This is a genomic window from Pseudomonas sp. NPDC088885 (assembly GCF_044750025.1).
GTDB lineage: Bacteria > Pseudomonadota > Gammaproteobacteria > Pseudomonadales > Pseudomonadaceae > Aquipseudomonas > Aquipseudomonas rustica.
Genome location: NZ_JBIVJB010000046.1, coordinates 1 through 18157 on the forward strand (window position 1 = coordinate 1; position 18157 = coordinate 18157).

General features: G+C 59.1%; 15 protein-coding genes and 1 pseudogene. 9 read left to right on the forward strand and 7 right to left on the reverse strand.

All coding sequences use genetic code 11. The features are described 5' to 3' along the window. Positions 1-182 precede the first annotated feature (182 nt). Genes ACIP1X_RS17945 through ACIP1X_RS17955 form a run of 3 tightly spaced genes read left to right on the forward strand, consistent with a single transcriptional unit; the run spans position 183 to position 3748 of the window. Positions 183-842 (forward strand): paraquat-inducible protein A, encoded by a 660-nt coding sequence (locus ACIP1X_RS17945; protein WP_400753996.1) that lies wholly within the window; start codon positions 183-185, stop codon positions 840-842. Next, positions 829-1452, forward strand: coding sequence for a paraquat-inducible protein A (locus ACIP1X_RS17950; protein WP_053123847.1), 624 nt, complete (start codon positions 829-831; stop codon positions 1450-1452). Before ACIP1X_RS17945 ends, ACIP1X_RS17950 begins: the two co-directional genes overlap by 14 nt. Beyond that, positions 1445-3748, forward strand: coding sequence for an intermembrane transport protein PqiB (locus tag ACIP1X_RS17955; protein WP_400753999.1), 2304 nt, complete (start codon positions 1445-1447; stop codon positions 3746-3748). Before ACIP1X_RS17950 ends, ACIP1X_RS17955 begins: the two co-directional genes overlap by 8 nt. Positions 3749-3930: 182 nt before the next feature. Here ACIP1X_RS17955 and mksF read toward each other — a convergent pair whose 3' ends face one another. Genes mksF through mksB form a run of 3 tightly spaced genes read right to left on the reverse strand, consistent with a single transcriptional unit; the run spans position 3931 to position 8736 of the window. Beyond that, a complete protein-coding gene (gene mksF, locus ACIP1X_RS17960; RefSeq protein WP_053123843.1) occupies positions 3931-6771 on the reverse strand; it encodes an Mks condensin complex protein MksF in 2841 nt (946 codons plus the stop codon). After that, the gene (mksE, locus tag ACIP1X_RS17965) at positions 6768-7469 is read right to left on the reverse strand and encodes an Mks condensin complex protein MksE (protein WP_053123840.1); all 702 of its coding nucleotides are present in this window, start codon (positions 7467-7469) and stop codon (positions 6768-6770) included. The genes mksF and mksE overlap by 4 nt, the downstream gene beginning before the upstream one ends. Then, a complete protein-coding gene (gene mksB / locus ACIP1X_RS17970) occupies positions 7459-8736 on the reverse strand; it encodes an Mks condensin complex protein MksB (protein ID WP_400754001.1) in 1278 nt (425 codons plus the stop codon). Before mksB ends, mksE begins: the two co-directional genes overlap by 11 nt. A 219-nt stretch (positions 8737-8955) precedes the next feature. Between mksB and ACIP1X_RS17975 the strand changes: the two genes are divergently transcribed. Together ACIP1X_RS17975 and rimI are read left to right on the forward strand one after the other, a co-directional pair. Then, complete coding sequence (locus ACIP1X_RS17975; protein WP_400754036.1) at positions 8956-9702, forward strand: energy transducer TonB; 747 nt, start codon at positions 8956-8958, stop codon at positions 9700-9702. Next, positions 9695-10147, forward strand: a complete 453-nt coding sequence (gene rimI / locus ACIP1X_RS17980) for a ribosomal protein S18-alanine N-acetyltransferase (RefSeq protein WP_053123834.1) — start codon at positions 9695-9697, stop codon at positions 10145-10147. The genes ACIP1X_RS17975 and rimI overlap by 8 nt, the downstream gene beginning before the upstream one ends. A gap of 130 nt (positions 10148-10277) precedes the next feature. On the opposite strand, the gene ACIP1X_RS17985 is transcribed toward rimI, so the two are convergent. Then, on the reverse strand, positions 10278-10682 hold the full coding sequence (locus tag ACIP1X_RS17985) for a hypothetical protein (protein ID WP_053123832.1): 405 nt from the start codon (positions 10680-10682) through the stop codon (positions 10278-10280). A gap of 141 nt (positions 10683-10823) precedes the next feature. Here ACIP1X_RS17985 and can point away from each other — a divergent pair, with 141 nt between their 5' ends. Next, positions 10824-11468 (forward strand): carbonate dehydratase, encoded by a 645-nt coding sequence (gene can / locus ACIP1X_RS17990; protein ID WP_053123831.1) that lies wholly within the window; start codon positions 10824-10826, stop codon positions 11466-11468. 8 nt (positions 11469-11476) lie between these two features. Here the strand turns inward: can and ACIP1X_RS17995 are convergent, their stop codons facing one another. Continuing rightward, positions 11477-11998: a lysine methyltransferase gene (locus ACIP1X_RS17995; protein WP_400754004.1), complete on the reverse strand. Its 522-nt coding sequence runs from the start codon at positions 11996-11998 to the stop codon at positions 11477-11479. A 170-nt stretch (positions 11999-12168) separates the two neighbouring features. Continuing rightward, positions 12169-13341 (reverse strand): hypothetical protein, encoded by a 1173-nt coding sequence (locus tag ACIP1X_RS18000; protein ID WP_400754007.1) that lies wholly within the window; start codon positions 13339-13341, stop codon positions 12169-12171. A 315-nt stretch (positions 13342-13656) separates the two neighbouring features. On the opposite strand from ACIP1X_RS18000, the gene ACIP1X_RS18005 reads away from it, so the two are divergent. Then, a complete protein-coding gene (locus ACIP1X_RS18005; RefSeq protein ID WP_282358664.1) occupies positions 13657-13947 on the forward strand; it encodes a nucleotidyltransferase family protein in 291 nt (96 codons plus the stop codon). A 211-nt stretch (positions 13948-14158) separates the two neighbouring features. Here ACIP1X_RS18005 and ACIP1X_RS18010 read toward each other — a convergent pair whose 3' ends face one another. Continuing rightward, on the reverse strand, positions 14159-15577 hold the full coding sequence (locus ACIP1X_RS18010; protein ID WP_053123825.1) for a short-chain fatty acid transporter: 1419 nt from the start codon (positions 15575-15577) through the stop codon (positions 14159-14161). A gap of 350 nt (positions 15578-15927) precedes the next feature. On the opposite strand from ACIP1X_RS18010, the gene ACIP1X_RS18015 reads away from it, so the two are divergent. Beyond that, positions 15928-17241, forward strand: coding sequence for an MFS transporter (locus ACIP1X_RS18015; protein WP_400754010.1), 1314 nt, complete (start codon positions 15928-15930; stop codon positions 17239-17241). 206 nt (positions 17242-17447) lie between these two features. Then, positions 17448-18134: pseudogene (locus ACIP1X_RS18020) on the forward strand (PAS domain-containing protein); the annotation flags it as partial. Positions 18135-18157: the final 23 nt, after the last annotated feature.

Genomic DNA, 18157 nt, shown 5'->3' on the forward strand with positions numbered 1-18157 from the left:
GGTTTCCCCATGTGAGAGTAGGTCATCGTCAAGATTAAATTCCGAAACCCCAATTGCGAAAGCAGTTGGGGTTTTGTTTTGCCCGCAGGAAAGTTTTTGCACGGTTCATCGAACAAATTTGCACAGTTATTTTCGAACCAGAACACTAGAATAGCCCCACCTTTTTTGGAGCCAGAGCCTTTATGTCAGAGTCGGTTGACGCCCCCGGGCTGTCAGATCTACCGCTGGAAGACTTGGTGGCCTGTCACGAGTGCGACCTGCTGATGCGCAAGCCAACACTTGCCCAAGGCGAGAAAGCCCTCTGCCCCCGCTGCGGATACGAGTTGTACGCCCATCGCCATAACGTGGTGCAGCGCAGCCTTGCCCTGGTGATTGCGGCACTGCTGCTGTACATACCAGCGAACTTTTTGCCGATCATGCAGCTCAATCTACTCGGGCAGTCTTCGGATGATACGGTCTGGAGCGGCGTGCTCGGTCTCTTCAATACCGGCATGCAAGGCGTATCGATTGTTGTGTTCCTGTGCAGCATGGCCATTCCGCTGCTCAAGTTGCTGTGCCAATTGTTTGTGCTGCTGACGATCCGTTTCGATATCGGTCGCAGCTATGGCTTGTTGCTCTACCGCATTTACCACCACCTCAAAGACTGGGGGATGCTCGAGGTTTACCTCATGGGCGTACTGGTGGCGATCGTCAAACTGGCGGACATGGCCGCCATCACCGTCGGCCTTGGCCTGGCGTGTTTTATCGGCTTGTTGCTGGTTCAGGTCTGGCTGGAAGTGGTGATGTCGCCGCACCAGATCTGGCAGGCGTTATCAGGGGAAGATGCTCATGCGGGCGATTGATGCAGGCATTCTGACGTGCACCGAATGCCACGAGTTGAACCGGCAGGAAGCGGACAACGATGAACAAACCTGCACCCGCTGCGGTGCATTGGTTCACGCGCGCCGGCCGAACAGCCTCACCCGTACTTGGGCCCTGCTGATCACGGCGGCGATTATCTATATACCGGCCAACGTATTGCCGATCATGACTGTCAGTTCTTTGGGTCAAGGTGACCCAAGCACGATCATGTCCGGCGTGATCCAGTTGGTGCAGCACGGCATGATTCCGATTGCTGCCGTAGTGTTTATCGCCAGTATTCTGGTGCCGACTTTTAAACTGGTGGGCATCGCACTGTTGTTGTTTTCAGTACAACGCAAACAACCGTTGTCGGCTCGGCAGCGCATCTGGATGTATCGCTTCATCGAGTTCATCGGTCGCTGGTCGATGCTCGATATTTTTGTGATCGCCATTCTCGTGGCGGTCGTCAATTTCGGCCGCTTAGCCAGTGTCGAAGCCAATCTTGGCGCCATCGCCTTCGCCAGTGTGGTGATTCTGACGATGCTTGCCGCAGTAACTTTTGATCCCCGACTGATTTGGGATAACACGGAGTCGGACGACGACCATGACTGATTTGCCCGTAGCGAAAACCCGACCGGCCTCGAACTGGTCTGCCATTTGGGTACTGCCTCTGATCGCGTTGATCATCGGTGGCTGGCTCGGCTGGCGTGCCTATTCCGAAACCGGCATCGAGATCCAGATTCGCTTTGAAAGCGGCGAAGGCATCCAGGCCAACAAGACCGAGATCATGTACAAGGGCATGTCGGTCGGTAAGGTCAAAACGCTGAAGCTCGACGACGAGGGCAACTCCAAAGGCGTCATTGCCACCGTCGAGATGAACAAGGACGTCGAGCAATACCTCAAAACCAGCACGCGTTTCTGGCTGGTCAAACCGAGCGTAACTCTGGCCGGCATCACTGGTCTGGAGACGCTGGTCTCAGGTAACTATGTCGCTATCAGTCCCGGCGAAGGCGAGCCCGCGCGCAAGTTCAAGGCGCTGGCCGAAGAGCCGCCGCTGTCCGACGCCAAACCTGGTCTGCACTTGACCATCAAGGCTGATCGTCTCGGTTCGCTGAGCCGTGGCAGCCCGGTGTTCTACAAGCAGATCAAAGTCGGTCAGGTCAAAAGTTATGTGCTGTCGGAAGACCAAAGCACCGTTGAGCTCAAAGTGTTCATCGAACCGACCTACGCCAAACTGGTGCGCAAACACACACGTTTCTGGAACGCCAGCGGCATCAGCATCGACGCCAACCTGTCCGGGGTAAAAGTGCGCAGCGAATCGCTGGCCAGCATCGTCGCCGGCGGTATCGCCTTCGCCACGCCGGAGAATCGCAAGGACAGTCCGCCAACCGATCCGAGCCTGCCATTCCGTCTCTACGAGGACTTCGACGCCGCCGCTGCCGGTATTCGTGTGAAGGTCAAACTCAGCGACTTCGAAGGCCTGCAGGCTGGCCGTACGCCAGTGATGTACAAAGGCATTCAGGTCGGCAACCTGAAAGCATTGAAAGTCGATGCCGATCTGAACAGCGCCACCGCCGAGCTGACCCTCGATCCGTTGGCCGAAGATTATCTGGTGGAGGGCACTCAGTTCTGGGTGGTCAAACCGTCGATCTCGCTGGCCGGCATCACGGGCCTCGAAGCGCTGGTGAAAGGTAATTACATCGCCGTGCGTCCGGGTGACAAAGGTGCCGCCCCGAAACGTGAGTTCGAAGCACGTCCGAAAGCGCCGCCGCTGGATCTGCGTTCGCCGGGTCTGCACCTGGTGCTGTTCACCGACACGCTGGGTTCGATCGATGTCGGCAGTCCGATCTTGTACAAGCAGGTCAAGGTCGGTTCGGTACAGAGCTACCAATTCTCCAAGACGCGCAAACAAATCATCGTCGGCGTGCACATCGAGAAGGAATACGAAAACCTGGTCAACGCTTCGACGCGGTTCTGGAATGTCAGCGGTGTCACGTTGACTGGCGGGCTGACCGGCGGCATTCAGGTCAAGAGTGAATCCTTGCAGACCCTGATGGCCGGCGGTATCGCCTTCGAAACACCGCAGGCCAAGGCACCGCTGCAGAAACGCATTCCGCGTTTCCGTCTGTTTGCCAATCATGACGACGCCAGTAAAAAAGGCAGCGTAGTAACGATCAAAGTCGATCGCGCCGACGGTCTTAGCAGCGGCACGCCGGTTCGTTTCAAAGGGCTGGACGTCGGCAAGATTGAAAGCGTCGATCTGACTGACGACTTGCAATCGGTCATCCTCACAGCGCGCATTACGGAAGTGCCGGAGAAGATTGCCCGGGTTGGCAGTCAGTTCTGGGTGGTCAAGCCTGAGCTCGGCCTGATCAAGACAGAGAATCTGGAAACCCTGGTGACCGGCAAGTACATCGAAGTGCAACCTGCGGCCAAAAACCTTGGCCCTCAGAAGAACTTCGTTGCACTGGCCACGGCGCCAGAAGTCACCAAACAAGAGGCGGGGCTGAGTCTGGTGTTGAGCGCCGCTCGCCGTGGTTCGTTGAAGCCGGGTGTGCCGGTGACTTACCGTGAAATTACCGTGGGTAAAGTCACCGGTTATGAACTGGGCCAGACCGCTGATCGCGTATTGGTGCACATTCTGATCGAGCCGAAATACGCGCCACTGGTGCGCAGCGGCAGCCGCTTCTGGAACACCAGCGGTGTCGGGTTTGATATCGGTTTGTTCAACGGGCTGACGGTGCGCACCGAATCGCTGGAGACAGCGATTCAGGGCGGCATTGCCTTCGCTACGCCGGATGGTGAGCGGATGGGCGGTCAGGCTCGGGCGGAGCAGACGTTCCCGTTGTTCGACAAGTTTGAAGATGAGTGGCTGATGTGGGCGCCGAAGATTTCGCTCGGTAAATAACCTTGCGGCGTCGGTAAGGACGCTTTCGCGAGCAAGCCCGCTCCCACATTTGGAATGCATTCCACTGTGGGAGCGGGCTTGCTCGCGAAGAGGCCATCTAATTCAGCACAAATCCCAAGACATAAGAAAGGGCCGCGATCCAAACAGATCGCGGCCCTTTTTTTGCCTTCAGTTAACGCCGATCAAACCGCATCCAGCTCCGGTTCATCCGCTTCAACATTCACCGTGGCCTTCACCACATCATGGCGACGGATGTACTTCCAGTCCGCCTCATCAATGTAGATCCCCGCCGGGCCACTGCCGCCTTCCAGGTCGATCGCGACACTCGCGCAGACCTGCGGCTTCACGCTCGCCAGAATCGGCACGAAGCCCAGTTGCAGGCTGGTTTCCAGCAGTGCAGCCTGGTTCTTCTCATCGATGTCCGCCGCCTCGTCGAGGTAATACGGCAGACGCACGCGGCCGGCCTGATCGCGATCCATCAAGTGCAGCAACAAGTACATGTTGGTCAGCGCCTTGATGGTCATGGTCGTGCCGTTGGACGCCGCGCCGTCGATGTCGGTGTGGATCACCGGCTGGCCGTTGACCTTGGTAATCTCGAACGCCAGTTCGAACAAGTCCTTGAGGCCGAGCTGGTTGTGGTTCGCGGCCACCAAACGCGCGAGGTATTCCTTGGCCTCTTCGTTCTTGTTGTCTTGCTCGGCGCTTTGGCTGAGGTCGAACACCGACAGGGTTTCGCCTTCTTCGTACTGACCGGCGCTGTGGATGATCTGATCGATGTGCTTGAGCGCTTCCTTGTTCGGCGCGAGAACGATGCGGAAGCTCTGCAGGTTGGAGACCTGACGCTTGTTGATCTCGCGGTTGAACAGCGCCAACTGGTGCTCGAGGCTGTCGTAGTCGCTGCGAATGTTACGCAGCGTGCGGGCGATGTCGGTAACCGCTGCACGACGGGCCTTGCCCAGCGTCAGTGCTTCATCGGTACGGTGCGCGTAAGCGTTGATCAGCAGCGACAGACGGCGCTCCATGTCGTCTTCGCTGTCGAACTTGGCCACACCTTTGAGGCGCACTTGCGCGTACAGCGCTTCGATCTGTCCGTCAGCACGGAGCAAGCCTTGCCAGCTGTCCTGGTAGTCGTTGAGCAGCGGTAGCAGGTTGTCCATCGAATCGTCGACCGGATCCATGAACGGCGTACCGAACGGCAGATCCGCCGGCAGCAGCTGACGACGGCGCAATGCATCGTCGAGCGTGCGTTGCTTGGCTTCCATATCGGCGATCTGGCGGCCGACCAGTTGCAGCTTGGCCGACAGTTGCTGGACGCGTTCGGTGAAGGCATCGCTGGAACGCTTGAGTTCGTCCTGCGCGCCTTCCATCTGCGCCAGTTGCTCGAGCTTGTCGCCTTCTTCAGCGCTCAACGTTTGCGTGCGACGGAAATCTTCCAGCGCCTTTTGCGCGTCCAGCACTTGCTGGTACAGCGCTTCGGTCTGGGTCTTGCTCGCCGAGCGGTCAGCGGCCACCGCTTGCTGGGTTTTCAGTTGCTTGAGTTCTTTTTCCAGACGCTCTTTCTGATCGCGCAACGCGGCACGATCGGCCAGCGCTTGCAGGGCTGGCGGCTCGATATTGGAGATATCGATCGACAGGCCCGGCACTTCGAAACGCTCGCCTTTGAAGCCATCGAGGATCAGCTCCATCGATTTGACCCACTGGCCATCCTCGTCGAGGGCGATGCCGTGTTCGCCCAATGGCAGGCTGAACAGCGCGCTGTTGAACAAACGCATCAGGCGCTCGACGTCCTGCTGCGAAAACTCTTCGCGCAGACGTGCATAGCTGTTGTTATCGGCGTGATCGAGTTGCTGCTTCACCGACTTCAGGCGTTTTTCCAGATCGCGCAAACGCTCTTCGAGATCTTCTGCACTGAACTGACGCGATTGCGCCAAGGCGCCGGCGAGTTCGTCGTGGGCGTCTTTGGCCGCGAGCAATTGTTGCTCCAGCACTTTGACGTCATCGACCAAAGCAAAGCGATTCTTCAGTACCGACAGCTCGCCGAGCCAGCGCTGGATGCCGGAAATTTCCCGCTCCAGACGCATCAGCTCCTGAGTACCGCCGCGCTGATTGTTTTGCAGACTGTCCTGCTCGCCACGGTAGTGGTCGGCCTGAATCGTCAGCTCTTCCTTGCGCGCACTGGCGTAATCCGACCAAGTACCGAGCAACGAATCGAGCAGCGGCGACAGGCGATGCAGCTTGCCGCGCAGCACGTCACGTTGTTTCACGCCATTGGCCAGGGCTTCAACCAACGGGCCGGCAGCGACCAGCGAGTTGTAGTCCTGTTCCATACGACGCACGTCGCGGAAGGCTTCTTCGCACGCGGCGATGTAATCGACACTGCCGGAACGCAGGCTGTGTTCGAAGGCATCGAGGAACAACTGCTTCAACTTGGCCGCAGTAATTTCGCGCATGTGCAGCAGGTTGATGAACAGCGCGCGGAAAGTCTTCAGGCTTTGCTCGCTGGTGGAGCGCAGCGGGATCAGGGTCAGGTCGAGCGGGATCGAAGTGTGACCGCCCACCAGCAAACGACGCAGCTCATCCGGCTTGAGTTCGTAGGCTTTCAGGCCTTCTTTCTCAAGGTTGTTGAACAGCTCTTTCTGGCGCAGGCAGGTATCGTTTTTCTGGTAGTGCGCCAGATCGAGTTTGCCGGCATAGGCGAAGAACTGGTGACCGAAACCACCGCCCGGGCCACGACCGACCACACCAATGACGTGCGGGCCGTGCGGCAGATTCACTTCGACAAGGATGTAACTGGTGTCGGAAGCGAAGTAGAAGCGCCGCGATTGTTCGAGGCTGTACTTGCCGAAACTCATGTCCGACATGCGCGCCAGAATCGGGAACTGCAAGGCGTTGATCGACGCCGATTTACCGAGGTTGTTCGCGCCGTAAACCGACAACGGTTCTTCCAGCGGGAACAGGCCGAGGCTGTAACCGGCGGTGTTCAAAAGGGCAAAGCGGCGGATGCCGTAGCGTTCCTGGCTCATGCGTCGGACTCCTGTTCTTCGGCAATGGCGCGGGCCAGTGCGTCTTCTTCGCTCTCTTCATCAAATTCGCTGAGATCAAGCGGATCGTCGGTTTCGAGGAATTTGGCTTCGGCGGCTTCGTCGATCAGCACCGGCGCCGGCAGCGGCAATACGCTGTGCACGCTGGCCGCCAGATCGCGGTCTTGCTGCACCGACAGGCACACGTCGAGGAAACGGTGCATCGGTGGCAGGAAGCGGTACACACCGTTTTCTTCACCGGCGAAACCGAGTTGAGTCATGCGGCGCATGATCTTTTCTTCGAGCTCTTCGACGGTCTGCACTTCGGCTTGAATAAACAGGTCGCGGTACTTCTCCAGCAGCGACGGCAGTTCTTCGCGGCCGAGGCTGCCGCCATCGAGCACGGCGATCGGGTCGCGGCCCTGATCGGCCAGATGCTCGACGAGGATGAAGGTGAACAGCGCCAGACGCTGGGCAGTCTTGTTCACCGCTGCTGCGGCCATGTCCGGTACGAAGTAGTAGAAACCACGGGTGTCGCAGACCAGTTCAAAACCCAACGCCTTGAACAGCGTGCGGTATTGATCCTGGAAGTTCGACAGTTGCGCGTACAGTTCCGGGTCGCGGCGGCTGACGTGGTAACCCTTGAACAGCTCGCGGAAGATCGGTGCCAGTTGGGACAGTTCGGAGAGATCAAGATGCATTGGGGATGCTCGCAGAATCCTCGGCGGCATTGTCGCGGGCCGAGAGCAGGGCGAAGGAGCGCAGGCTGACCTGGTGCTCATGAGTGTGGTAGTCGCGGCGTTCCAGACGCTCGCGGGTGAAGCGTTTTTCCCGCGACAGGCGTGAGAACCAATAGAGCAATTCGTCGGTGGCGCCGTCCGGTTCCTGCTCGAGCAGCCAGGTCATCAGATCCGGCATTGGCAGGGATTCTTCGCAACGGTCGACCATCTCGCGCACGGTGCGTGGTGCGCGTGGGGCTTCGCCTTTCTGGGTTTTGTGCGCTTTCGGGAAGCGTGCCGGTTTCGGTTCGAAACGCGCCAACGCGTACACGTAGGCTTCGACCTGACTGGCGCTGCCGAGGAAAGTACTTTGCGGGCGAGTGAACATCGGCATCGCGGCTTGCGGCACGGCGTCGATGCCTTTGCGGCGGATCGCCGCCAGTGCGAGCGCGGCGCCACGGGTCACGGCGTTGTGCCGGCGGGCTTCTTCACGCAGCGGCAGCAACAGTTCGCGGGCATGCCGCAGAGTCAATTGCGCGCTGGTCTGCATTTCGAGGATGCGCGCGTGGGTGCGCAGCAGCATGTCATCGTCAACCAGATGGCCGAGGCGCTGTTGTTCGCTGAGCATTTTCAGCAACACGGTTTCGACCTTGCGCACGCCTTGTTCGAAGGCGCCGTCGGCGTTCACCAGATCGATCATCGGCTCGACGTATTCGTCCCACGTCGCCAGTACTTCGGCGTAACGCTGACGCAAGGGAATCTGTCGATCGCTGGTTTTGGCGCGTTCGGCTACTGCAACCAGCGCTTGTTCGTCGTTGTCGAGTTTCTTCAGAACATCGCGCACGCGCATGTCGAGCAAACGCAACTGACGGGCGAGGTCGTGACCGTCGCGAACGTCGAACGCATCCTGAATGTAACCGGCCAGGCGTTCGAGGTGACGCAAATAGGCTTCGATTTCCAGGCACAGGCCCAAACGGTGTTCACGACGCAGGTAAGCGAGGAAGTCGTGAATCTGCGCATTGAGCTCGAAACGGTTCGGGCTTTTCGCCACCGGCACCAGAATATCGAGGCGAATCCACACGTCGAGCAGGCTGGTAATGTCCTGCGGCGTGCTGTCCAGTTGTTGGGCGGCCAGTTGCGTGCGCAGTTCGTTGAGGCTCAATGTGCCTTGGTCGAAGTGCTCACACAAAGGCTCCAGAAGCGCCCAGTGTTCAGCGAGGGCGCGCAAGACGCGCTTGGGTTCGATCATCGGAATGCCCGGCTGGTTGGCAATGAAAAGCGGCGATTGTACTGCATCGCAGCCGATACGATTCAATCCAGGGACAGGCTGTTGTTTTTCTTTCGGTCAAGTGATTGATCAACAACGGGCGATCTTGGACGAAGGGCGGTAGAATCAGCCCACTTCAGTTATCCACAAGTGGCCGACCCTTTGCTTATCGAGTCCCGCCGCCGCGCCTATTTGAACGCCATGCAGGTGGTCAATTGGCTGCCGCGCACCGAATTGCCCTTCGCCGCGCCCTCGCGCCCCGAGCTGCTGGACATGCCCGAGCCCGAAGTCGAGGTGCCGTTGGTGCCCGCGCCTCAGGCCGAAGCGCCGGTGCAGCCTGTTGCGCGCCCGAGCGAACGGCCGAAGATCGAAGTGCCGCGCCCGTCGCTGGCGAGCACGCGAACCAACGCCAAACCGGTGGAAGAGGCCGACGACACGCCAGTCGTCGCCAAGCCCGCACCGGTGCCGCCGCCGCGTTTCGCCCTGCAATTATTGCGGGCCGGGCGTTGCCTGCTGCTGGTCGAGTTACCCACAGGCGAACCGTTCCAGAGCCGTGATCCTGCTTATTTATTGCTCAAAGACATGCTGCGTGCCGCCGGTCTGCCGGACGCGCCGCAAATTGTCGGCGAGCCAGTGCGTTGGCCGTGGCTCAATCGCGGCACCATGGATCAAGGCCCGGATGCGGCGCGCGACTTTGTGCAGGGTTTCCTTTCGGTACAAATGGAATCCGCACCCTGCGCCTGCCTGTGGCTGATCGGTCTGCCGGCGGTGCGTTTTGCCGGTGAGGCGGACGCTGAAGCATTCAATCGTGAATTGCAGATCGAAGGTCTGGGCTCAGCCTGGGCCATTCCCGGTCTGGAATTGTTAATGGAAGAGCCACAGCGCAAAGCCGCTGTGTGGCAAGCCATGCGTCGGCTGATGGCGCGCTGGAAAGAATCGAATGAGTGACGCTGTATCGTTCCGCCCGATGATCGAGGCGGATCTGGACGCTGTGCTGAAGATTGAATTCGCCGCGTACAGCCATCCGTGGACACGCGGGATTTTTCTCGACGGCTTGGGCAAATACCAGATCTGGCTGATGTTCGAAGGTGAGCAACAGGTTGGGCATGGTGTGGTGCAGATCATTCTCGATGAGGCGCATCTGCTCAATATCACCGTGAAACCGGAGAGTCAGGGGCGAGGGTTGGGGCTGACGCTGCTGGAGCATCTGATGTCGCGAGCGTATGCGGCTGAGGCTCGGGAGTGTTTTCTCGAAGTGCGCGACAGTAATACGGCGGCGTTCCGGTTGTATGAGCGTTATGGATTTAACGAGATTGGCCGGCGTCGGGATTATTATCCGGCGGTGGGCGGGCGCGAAGACGCCGTGGTCATGGCCTGCACCTTGGTTGACTGAACCTCTTTAAAAGCTTCGCGAGCAAGCCCGCTCCCACATTGGAATTGAGTCGTTCACAAACATTGTGATCAGCACAAAACCCATGTGGGAGCGGGCTTGCTCGCGAAAGCGTCCGGTCAGGCAACGATTATCAACGCTTGCCATCCATCGGATCGCGCCGCGCCAGCTCTGCCTCATCCAGCCCATTACCACCGCCAATGTCATCCTCATCGACAATGCTCAAATCCCAATCCGCCTGATTGCCTTCCCCGGCCTCTTCGGCATCCCGCGCACCGTCTTCATGAATCAGCGTTTCCGGGCTCATGTCATCGTCGGTCGGCTCATGGTCGGCAACCGAGGCGCCAGTCATCCCGGCTTCACGCACGCGTTCATTGGGCATCAACTGCTCGCGTTCACGCTCTGGGATCTCATCACCGATCTTCGCGCTGGGCTCGTCTTCGTCGAAATCCAGCTCATGCACCGAACCCATGCGGTCTTCGTTATCATCGATGGGCTCCGGCTGTACCGCATCGTAAGGGCGTCGTGAATCAGTCATGGCAATTCCTCATACTGTGGGCCTTACTAAGGTGGACTCACCGGGCACACGAGAATTCCAACGAAATCACTTTCGGCTCAAGCGTGACCCCGACGGGCGGTCGACTGTCATACCAGCGCATCTTTCTTGAGGCCTTACAGCATGCATGACTTACAAGACCTGATTGATAACAACGAGCGTTGGGCTGACGCGATCACCAAGGAAGACCCGGATTTCTTCGCCAAACTGGCCCGCCAGCAAACGCCGGAGTATCTGTGGATCGGCTGTTCCGACGCGCGCGTACCGGCCAACGAAATCGTCGGCATGTTGCCGGGCGATCTGTTCGTTCACCGCAATGTTGCCAACGTGGTGCTGCACACTGACCTTAACTGCCTGTCGGTGATCCAGTACGCGGTTGATGTGCTCAAGGTTAAGCACATTCTGGTGACCGGCCACTACGGTTGCGGCGGTGTGCGCGCCTCGATGCAGGATCGCCAGTTCGGCCTGATCGACGGCTGGCTGCGTTCGATTCGCGATCTGTACTACGAAAAACGCGAAGAACTGGCCAAGTTGCCGACCGAAGAAGAACAGGTTGATCGGATGTGCGAACTCAACGTAATCCAGCAAGTGGCCAACGTCGCCCACACCAGCATCATCCAGAACGCCTGGCATCGTGGGCAGAGCCTGTCGATCCACGGCTGCATCTATGGCATCAAGGATGGCCGCTGGAAAAGTCTCAACACCACCATCAGTGGTTTCGAGCAGTTGCCGCCGCAGTATCGTTTGCGTCCGGTCGGCGCGCCGTAATCAGCGTTTCAGCGCAGGCCCGCGTGGCGCCTGCGCTGTAAAAACTGTTGGCCTTCGCGGTTGGGTGGTTCGTCGTAACCGGTGATCCACCCACGACATTGCGACGATCCGCAATGGCAAGCGAACTGGCGCAAGAGTTTGTCTTCAGTGGCCGCGAAATCCATGGTCAGCCGTTCGCCCCTGTGGATATCTTTCAGCGCCCACAGCCAAAATTCGCTCATGTCGAGAAACACGTTGGGGTTGCAGGAATGTTCCAGCAATCCGCAGAAGCGTGGGTCGTAAAGATGCAGGCCGGTTTGCAGTTGCCGGGTCTGACGACATCGATAGGGCAACACTTGTCCCGATACGCGACACATGCGGGTGATGCGCAGAAACTCCCGATGCGCGATCACGGCATCGGCGCCATCGTCATCGTGAATGATTTCGAAGTCATCGCTGGCTGGAAACCCGAGACGCACGGGGAGGCCGGCAAACGGATAAATGCCCGGCGAATCACACGTATGACGGGCGTGAACGGCATGACTATTCATAACGATCCTTGTCCATCGGGTGTTGCGACTTCCGTAGGCTGACGTCCTGTCAGTCCTGCAACACGATTTATGGATCCAATCCTGCGATATATGACAGAACCGGTCTACTGTCAGATCTGACAGGCGCGATTCGCGCTTTTACGCGTCAGCCAAAACTGACGCGCAAATACCTATAAATGAGGGGCCGGGACGGCAGCGGCAGGCAGCGGTGCCTGCAATTGCTGCAGTTCAGCCCTGATCGGCGTGGTGGTGCATTTCGCGGCGGCTTGTTCTGCGCTCAGATTGCGAATCGAGGTGTAGAACAGCTCGCAGGTTTTGACCTTCTGCGTCACCTGCCAGGTTTGTGTGCAGCTGTTGAGCAGAGTCTTCGGGTCGCTGCCCGGTTTGCTGCCCATTCCGGCCTGCCAGCAAGCGGCGCTCAAATCCTGTCCCATCACTTTCAGGCCGGCAGCATCGGCTTTGGCTTGTGCGTCATCACCGGTGTAGCTTTTCGGGTCGGCGGCGTACCAGATGTAACTCGGGTGATTGGAACCCAATACCGGCACGTTCACGCCTTTGCTCGGTGTGATGGTGGCGAGGCCCAACACGCCCACGGTCGGCCCGTATTGGTCTTTGATCCAGTTTCTGACGGGCGATCCAAAAGCCACCATCGGCAGCACGCTACCGCTGGCGCTCTGGCTGAACTGTTTGACCAGCGTGGTCTGGTAGTCCTTGAAGTAACCGTAGACGCCTTCCAGATCACTGCCGGCGCTGGCGGGCGCGGCGATCGGGGCGATGTCGATGATGGTTTGAAACGCCGGTGTTTGCGCCGCAGGAATACCGTTGGCGGTCAGCAACGTTGCCCAGCGATCGGTGGTGTTCGAGCGCAGGTAATCCTGCGCCTGGGTCAGCGAATAATCCGGCGGGAAGTGCAGCAGTTCGATGCTTTTACGGTTTTCCAGGGCCATGCCCAGCGGCAGGAACAGATACCAGCTGTACGCCCATTTGCCGTCGGCGTTGAGTTGGCTGGCGCCTTTGTAAGCCAGATCGCCAGCATCGAGCAGCTCCGACAACGGTTTGCCGTAACCCTTCGGCACGCCGGTTATCTCGGCGTAGAGCTGACCGTTATCAGTCTTCACCAACACCTTCGCATTGGCGTAACCGTCGCGTTGTACGCTCTGGTTCAGGTAGTGGGCGACGGTCTGCTCCAGCGTCCAGTTGCGAAAGCAGATGACGCTGCAGTTGTTGGGGTAAGCGAAGAGACGGGTAACGCGTTCGCTGCTGCCGAGTTTCAGGTCGACATCGGCGTGGGCGGCGGCGCTCAGCGTGAGCGCGGCGAGGGTGAGTCCTGCGATTTTCAACATGCTCAGATCCTTTTCAGCGTGAGTCCCCCTCGTTCGGGGGCGCCTCATAGTGGATCAGCCGCGATGCCCGGAAAAGCCGGACAACACGGTTTTTTGTGCGCAAGTCGCAGGCGGGTTTATCCGGCCGGAAAGTGCAGGGCGTTGCTCAGATCGCCCATGGGTTGTTGCCCGCGCGCAGTCATCGCGTCATCGCGCTGCTTGAGGCCGTCGAACTTTTCCCATTGGGGGATGTGACGGTTGGGTTACAAATGGTGCGGTGATTGTTGATCTGCTGCACGGTTAGACTTTCGCGATTGAATCCTGGCGCGATAAACCATGAAGCCCTCTACTGCTCTTGATTTGCAACGAATCGCTGTCCGTGCGGTTGCCCGCCGATTTCAGATGGGCAACCTTCGTGTTTTTGGTTCGGTGGCCATGGGCACCGATACAGAAGGCAGTGATCTCGACCTTTTGGTCGATCCAAAGCCCGGCACCACATTGTTTGATCTAGGAGGGCTTCAGGTGGAGCTTGAGGAATTGCTGGGCGTCACCGTTGACTTGCGAACCCCGGAAGATATTCCACTCAAATTTCGCCAACAGGTTTTGGAACAGTCGCGACCTGTATGAAAAGGGAACTGATCTATCAGTTAATAACTGAATGAGACTGCGAATAATGGGTGTGAAGTCTGGACGGTGACTCAAGTTCGAAGTGAAACAAATGTGGGAGCGGGCTTGCTCGCGAAGGCGGTGTATCAATCAGCAATGATGTTGACTGACCCACCGCTTTCGCGAGCAAGCCCGCTCCCACAGGGGAATTACTTCGTCAGGTAGATCCGGTTTACGGCATCACCGGCGGCGTATACGCCAATGTCGTCCCCAGCGCCCACAGCAAAAACAGCACCAGCGGCGTGTGCACCAGCAGTTGTACGAACGAGAAGCCGATCAGGTCCCGCGCCTTTAATCCGAGCACACCCAGCAACGGCAGCATGTAAAACGGGTTGATCAGGTTCGGCAGGGCTTCGGCCGCGTTGTAGATCTGCACCGCCCAGCCGAGGTGGTATTGCAGATCGTTGGCGACCTGCATCACGTACGGCGCTTCGATGATCCACTTGCCGCCACCCGACGGAATGAAGAAGCCGAGAATCGCCGAGTACACGCCCATCAGCAGCGCATAGGTGTCGTGGGAGGCGATGCTGACGAAGAACGTCGAGATGTGGTGCGCCAGCGTCTGTGCGTCGGCGCCTTTGACCGTGGTCATCAGTGCGGCAATCGAGCCGTACAGCGGGAACTGGATCAGCACGCCGGTGGTGGTCGGCACCGCGCGCGACACCGCATCGAGGAAGCTGCGCGGGCGCCAGTGCAGCAGCGCGCCGAGCATGATGAACAGGAAGTTGTAGGTGTTCAGCCCGGAAATCGCGGTGATCGCCGGTTTGGTCGAGAACTCGTGGAACAACCATCCCGCCGCCAGCAGCACCAGCACGATGATCAGCAGTGGGCTGTGTTCAAGCCATTCGCCCGGGCGAGTGCGTGGTTGCAGCGGCGGCAGGTTGAAGGCCGGGTCGATGCCGCAGGCCTTGGCGTCCCGTGCTGAGTTCGGGCCGGGCGCGGTGGCGTAGGCGATGATGATCGAGATCACGATCAGCGCCAGCAGCATCACGCCGGACTGCCAGAGGAAAATCGTTTCGGTGAACGGAATCACTCCGGTGATCGACAGAATCGACGGCGGCAGGCTGCCCGGGTTGGCCTGCAACTGTGCGGCCGACGACGACAGGCCCAAGGCCCACACGGCGCCAAGCCCCAGATAGGCAGCGGCCCCGGCAGCGCGGTAATCCATTTTCAGATCGGTGCGGCGGGCGAGGGCGCGTACCAGCAAACCGCCGAACACCAGCGACAGGCCCCAGTTGAGCAGCGACGCAACCATCGAGATCAAGGCGACCCAAGCCACGGCGGAGCGACCGTTTTTCGGGATGCGCGCCAGACGATCGATCAGTTTCACGGCGGGCGGCGAGCTGGCGACGACGTAGCCGCCGATCACCACGAAGGCCATTTGCATGGTGAACGGGATCAGGCTCCAGAAGCCGTCACCGAAAGCCATCGCGGCGTCGGTGGGTTTGGCGCCCATGGCCATTGTCGCCAGCGCGACGATGATGACGGCCAGCGCGGCGAACACCCAGGAATCGGGAAACCAGCGTTCGGCGAAGTTGGAACAGCGCAAGGCGAAGCGCGCGGAGCGGCTATCTTCGATATCAGCGGCCACAGAAGTACCTCGGATTTTTTATGGTTATTTTGATCCAGCGGTGTGCTACCCATTCAGGCAAAGCGGTGAACCCTGTGGGAGCGAGCCTGCTCGCGAAGAGGCCGGCACATTCAACATAAATGTTGCCTGAGCTGACGCTTTCGCGAGCAGGCTCGCTCCCACAAGGGGGCACTTTGGTTTGCCGGCGTTAGAGCGGGCCCCGCCTGGACAGGCCCCAACAGTAAATCAAGCCGAGGCGTTTTGTGAGCAGGTTTTTCCAAATCAGGACTATGGTCTAACGGGTTGTCCATCCGTCCATTTGCGTAGACCATGTGCGCCTTGGTTTTTTGCCTGTGCCAGAGTTCTTTGTCATGACTGCCAATTCCGCTGCGCAACCCGCGCCGTTCAGCCGCTCCGACTACAAGACCCTCGGCCTTGCAGCCCTCGGTGGCGCGCTGGAAATCTATGATTTCATCATTTTCGTATTCTTCGCCCTGACCCTCAGTCAGCTGTTCTTCCCGCCGGAAATGCCCGAATGGCTGCGCCTGCTGCAAAGCTTCGGGATCTTTGTCACCGGTTACCTGGCGCGGCCGCTGGGCGGTATTTTGATGGCGCATTTCGCCGACCGCATGGGGCGCAAGAAAGTCTTCAGCCTGAGCATCCTGATGATGGCGCTGCCGTGCCTACTGATCGGGATCATGCCGACCTACGCGCAGATCGGTTACTTCGCGCCGCTGTTGCTGCTGGCGCTGCGCATCCTCCAAGGGGCGGCGGTCGGCGGCGAAGTGCCGAGTGCCTGGGTGTTCGTCGCTGAACATGCACCTGCTGGCCATCGCGGTTATGCGCTGGGCTTCCTCCAGGCCGGGCTGACCTTCGGTTACCTGATCGGCGCGTTGACCGCGACGTTTCTGGCGCAAGTGTTCACCCCGGCGGAAATCCTCGATTACGCCTGGCGCTATCCGTTCCTGCTTGGCGGTGTGTTCGGCGTGATCGGCGTCTACCTGCGTCGCTGGCTGAGCGAAACGCCGGTGTTCATGGCCATGGAAGCGCAGCGCGAGGCACGCGTTGAACTGCCGTTGCGCACCGTGTTGCGCGAACACCGACTGGCGATGTTGCCAGCCATGCTGCTGACCTGCGTGCTGACCTCGGCGGTGGTGGTGTTCGTCGTCATCACGCCGACCATGATGCAGAAAACCTTCGGCATGAGCGCCAGCCACACCTTCGGCCTCAGCGCCTTGGGTATCGTCTTTCTCAATATCGGCTGCGTGATCGCCGGGTTGCTGGTCGACCGCATCGGCGCCTGGCGCACGGTCATGCTCTATAGCCTGTTGCTGCCGCTGGGCATTGCCGTGCTCTACGGTTGCCTGATCAGCGGCGGCGACTGGATTGGCATCGCCTACGCCATCGCGGGTCTCGCCTGCGGCGTGGTGGGTGCGGTGCCGTCGGTGATGGTCGGGTTGTTCCCGGCGCGTATTCGCGTGTCAGGCATTTCCTTCACCTACAACATTGCCTACGCCGCGTGGGCAAGTATCACACCGCTGTTGCTGATCGGTCTGATGCCGTGGAGCCCGTGGATCTGCGTGATGTTCTGCGCGGTGATGGGCGCGGTCGGTATCGTCAGCGCGGCGTATTTCGGCGCGCGGATGCCGCGCACGGGACAATGTCAGGTAGCCGGAACTGCCTGACAACGTACGTCCGAACTATTTTTGACTGAGGAGTCTCAAGCGCTCTTCAGAAACGCTGCGCAAGGCCGATGGTTAGGCTGCATCCCGCTCTCTAACCTGTCCATCGGTACTTTCCCATGTTCAACAAACGCTTGAAGCAAGAGCTGGCCGCTCTTCGTGAAGAACTCTCCAGCCTTGTGCAAGTGAAGGAAAGCCTTGAAAGCGAGATGCTGGTGCTGACCCTCGAGCCCGACGGCCGGGTGCAGTCGGTCAATCAGAACTTCCTCACCGAGATGCTCTACAAGAGCCACGATCTGATTGGCCGCGCGATCGAAGACATCGTTCCGGCCCACGTGAAGTCCGATGAATTTCATCAGCGCTTCAAAAACGCCATGAACCGTGGCGAGCATTTCGCTGGCGCGATTCGTTTGCTGCGCGGCAATGGTGAAGAGGCGTGGCTGCGCTCGATCGTGCAGCCGGTGCGCACGTCGGATGGGCGGATCAAGAACATCTCGATCTACGCCAGTGACCTGACGCGCACCATCGAAGCCTCCCGCGAACACGAAAACCTGATCGGCGCGCTGGTGCGTTCCACTGCCGTAATCGAGTTCGATCTCAACGGTAATGTACTGGCCGCCAATGATCGTTTCCTAAGCGGCATGGGTTACAGCCTGGCGCAGATCAAGGGCAAACATCACCGGATGTTTTGCGAGCCGCAGGAGTACAACAGCGCCGAGTACGCGAACTTTTGGCGTCGTTTGAACAACGGTGAGTTCGTCGCCGACCGTTTCAGACGGGTCGACAGCCATGGTCGTACAGTCTGGCTGGAAGCGTCCTACAACCCTGTGGTCGATGCCAACAACAAACTGTACAAAGTGGTGAAGTTCGCCACGGTGATCACCGATCAGGTCAATCGCGAACAAGCCGTTGCCGAAGC

Excerpts from the sequence above, each read along its gene's own strand:
- mksF (WP_053123843.1), bottom strand. The coding sequence starts at position 6,771 with ATGAGCCAGGAACGCTACGGCATCCGCCGCTTTGCCCTTTTGAACACC.
- ACIP1X_RS17955 (WP_400753999.1), top strand. The coding sequence starts at position 1,445 with ATGACTGATTTGCCCGTAGCGAAAACCCGACCGGCCTCGAACTGGTCT.
- ACIP1X_RS17995 (WP_400754004.1), bottom strand. The coding sequence starts at position 11,998 with ATGAATAGTCATGCCGTTCACGCCCGTCATACGTGTGATTCGCCGGGC.
- ACIP1X_RS18015 (WP_400754010.1), top strand. The coding sequence starts at position 15,928 with ATGACTGCCAATTCCGCTGCGCAACCCGCGCCGTTCAGCCGCTCCGAC.
- mksE (WP_053123840.1), bottom strand. The coding sequence starts at position 7,469 with ATGCATCTTGATCTCTCCGAACTGTCCCAACTGGCACCGATCTTCCGC.
- ACIP1X_RS17945 (WP_400753996.1), top strand. The coding sequence starts at position 183 with ATGTCAGAGTCGGTTGACGCCCCCGGGCTGTCAGATCTACCGCTGGAA.
- ACIP1X_RS17975 (WP_400754036.1), top strand. The coding sequence starts at position 8,956 with ATGCAGGTGGTCAATTGGCTGCCGCGCACCGAATTGCCCTTCGCCGCG.
- rimI (WP_053123834.1), top strand. The coding sequence starts at position 9,695 with ATGAGTGACGCTGTATCGTTCCGCCCGATGATCGAGGCGGATCTGGAC.
- ACIP1X_RS18000 (WP_400754007.1), bottom strand. The coding sequence starts at position 13,341 with ATGTTGAAAATCGCAGGACTCACCCTCGCCGCGCTCACGCTGAGCGCC.
- mksB (WP_400754001.1), bottom strand. The coding sequence starts at position 8,736 with ATGATCGAACCCAAGCGCGTCTTGCGCGCCCTCGCTGAACACTGGGCG.
- ACIP1X_RS17985 (WP_053123832.1), bottom strand. The coding sequence starts at position 10,682 with ATGACTGATTCACGACGCCCTTACGATGCGGTACAGCCGGAGCCCATC.
- can (WP_053123831.1), top strand. The coding sequence starts at position 10,824 with ATGCATGACTTACAAGACCTGATTGATAACAACGAGCGTTGGGCTGAC.
- ACIP1X_RS18005 (WP_282358664.1), top strand. The coding sequence starts at position 13,657 with ATGAAGCCCTCTACTGCTCTTGATTTGCAACGAATCGCTGTCCGTGCG.
- ACIP1X_RS17950 (WP_053123847.1), top strand. The coding sequence starts at position 829 with ATGCGGGCGATTGATGCAGGCATTCTGACGTGCACCGAATGCCACGAG.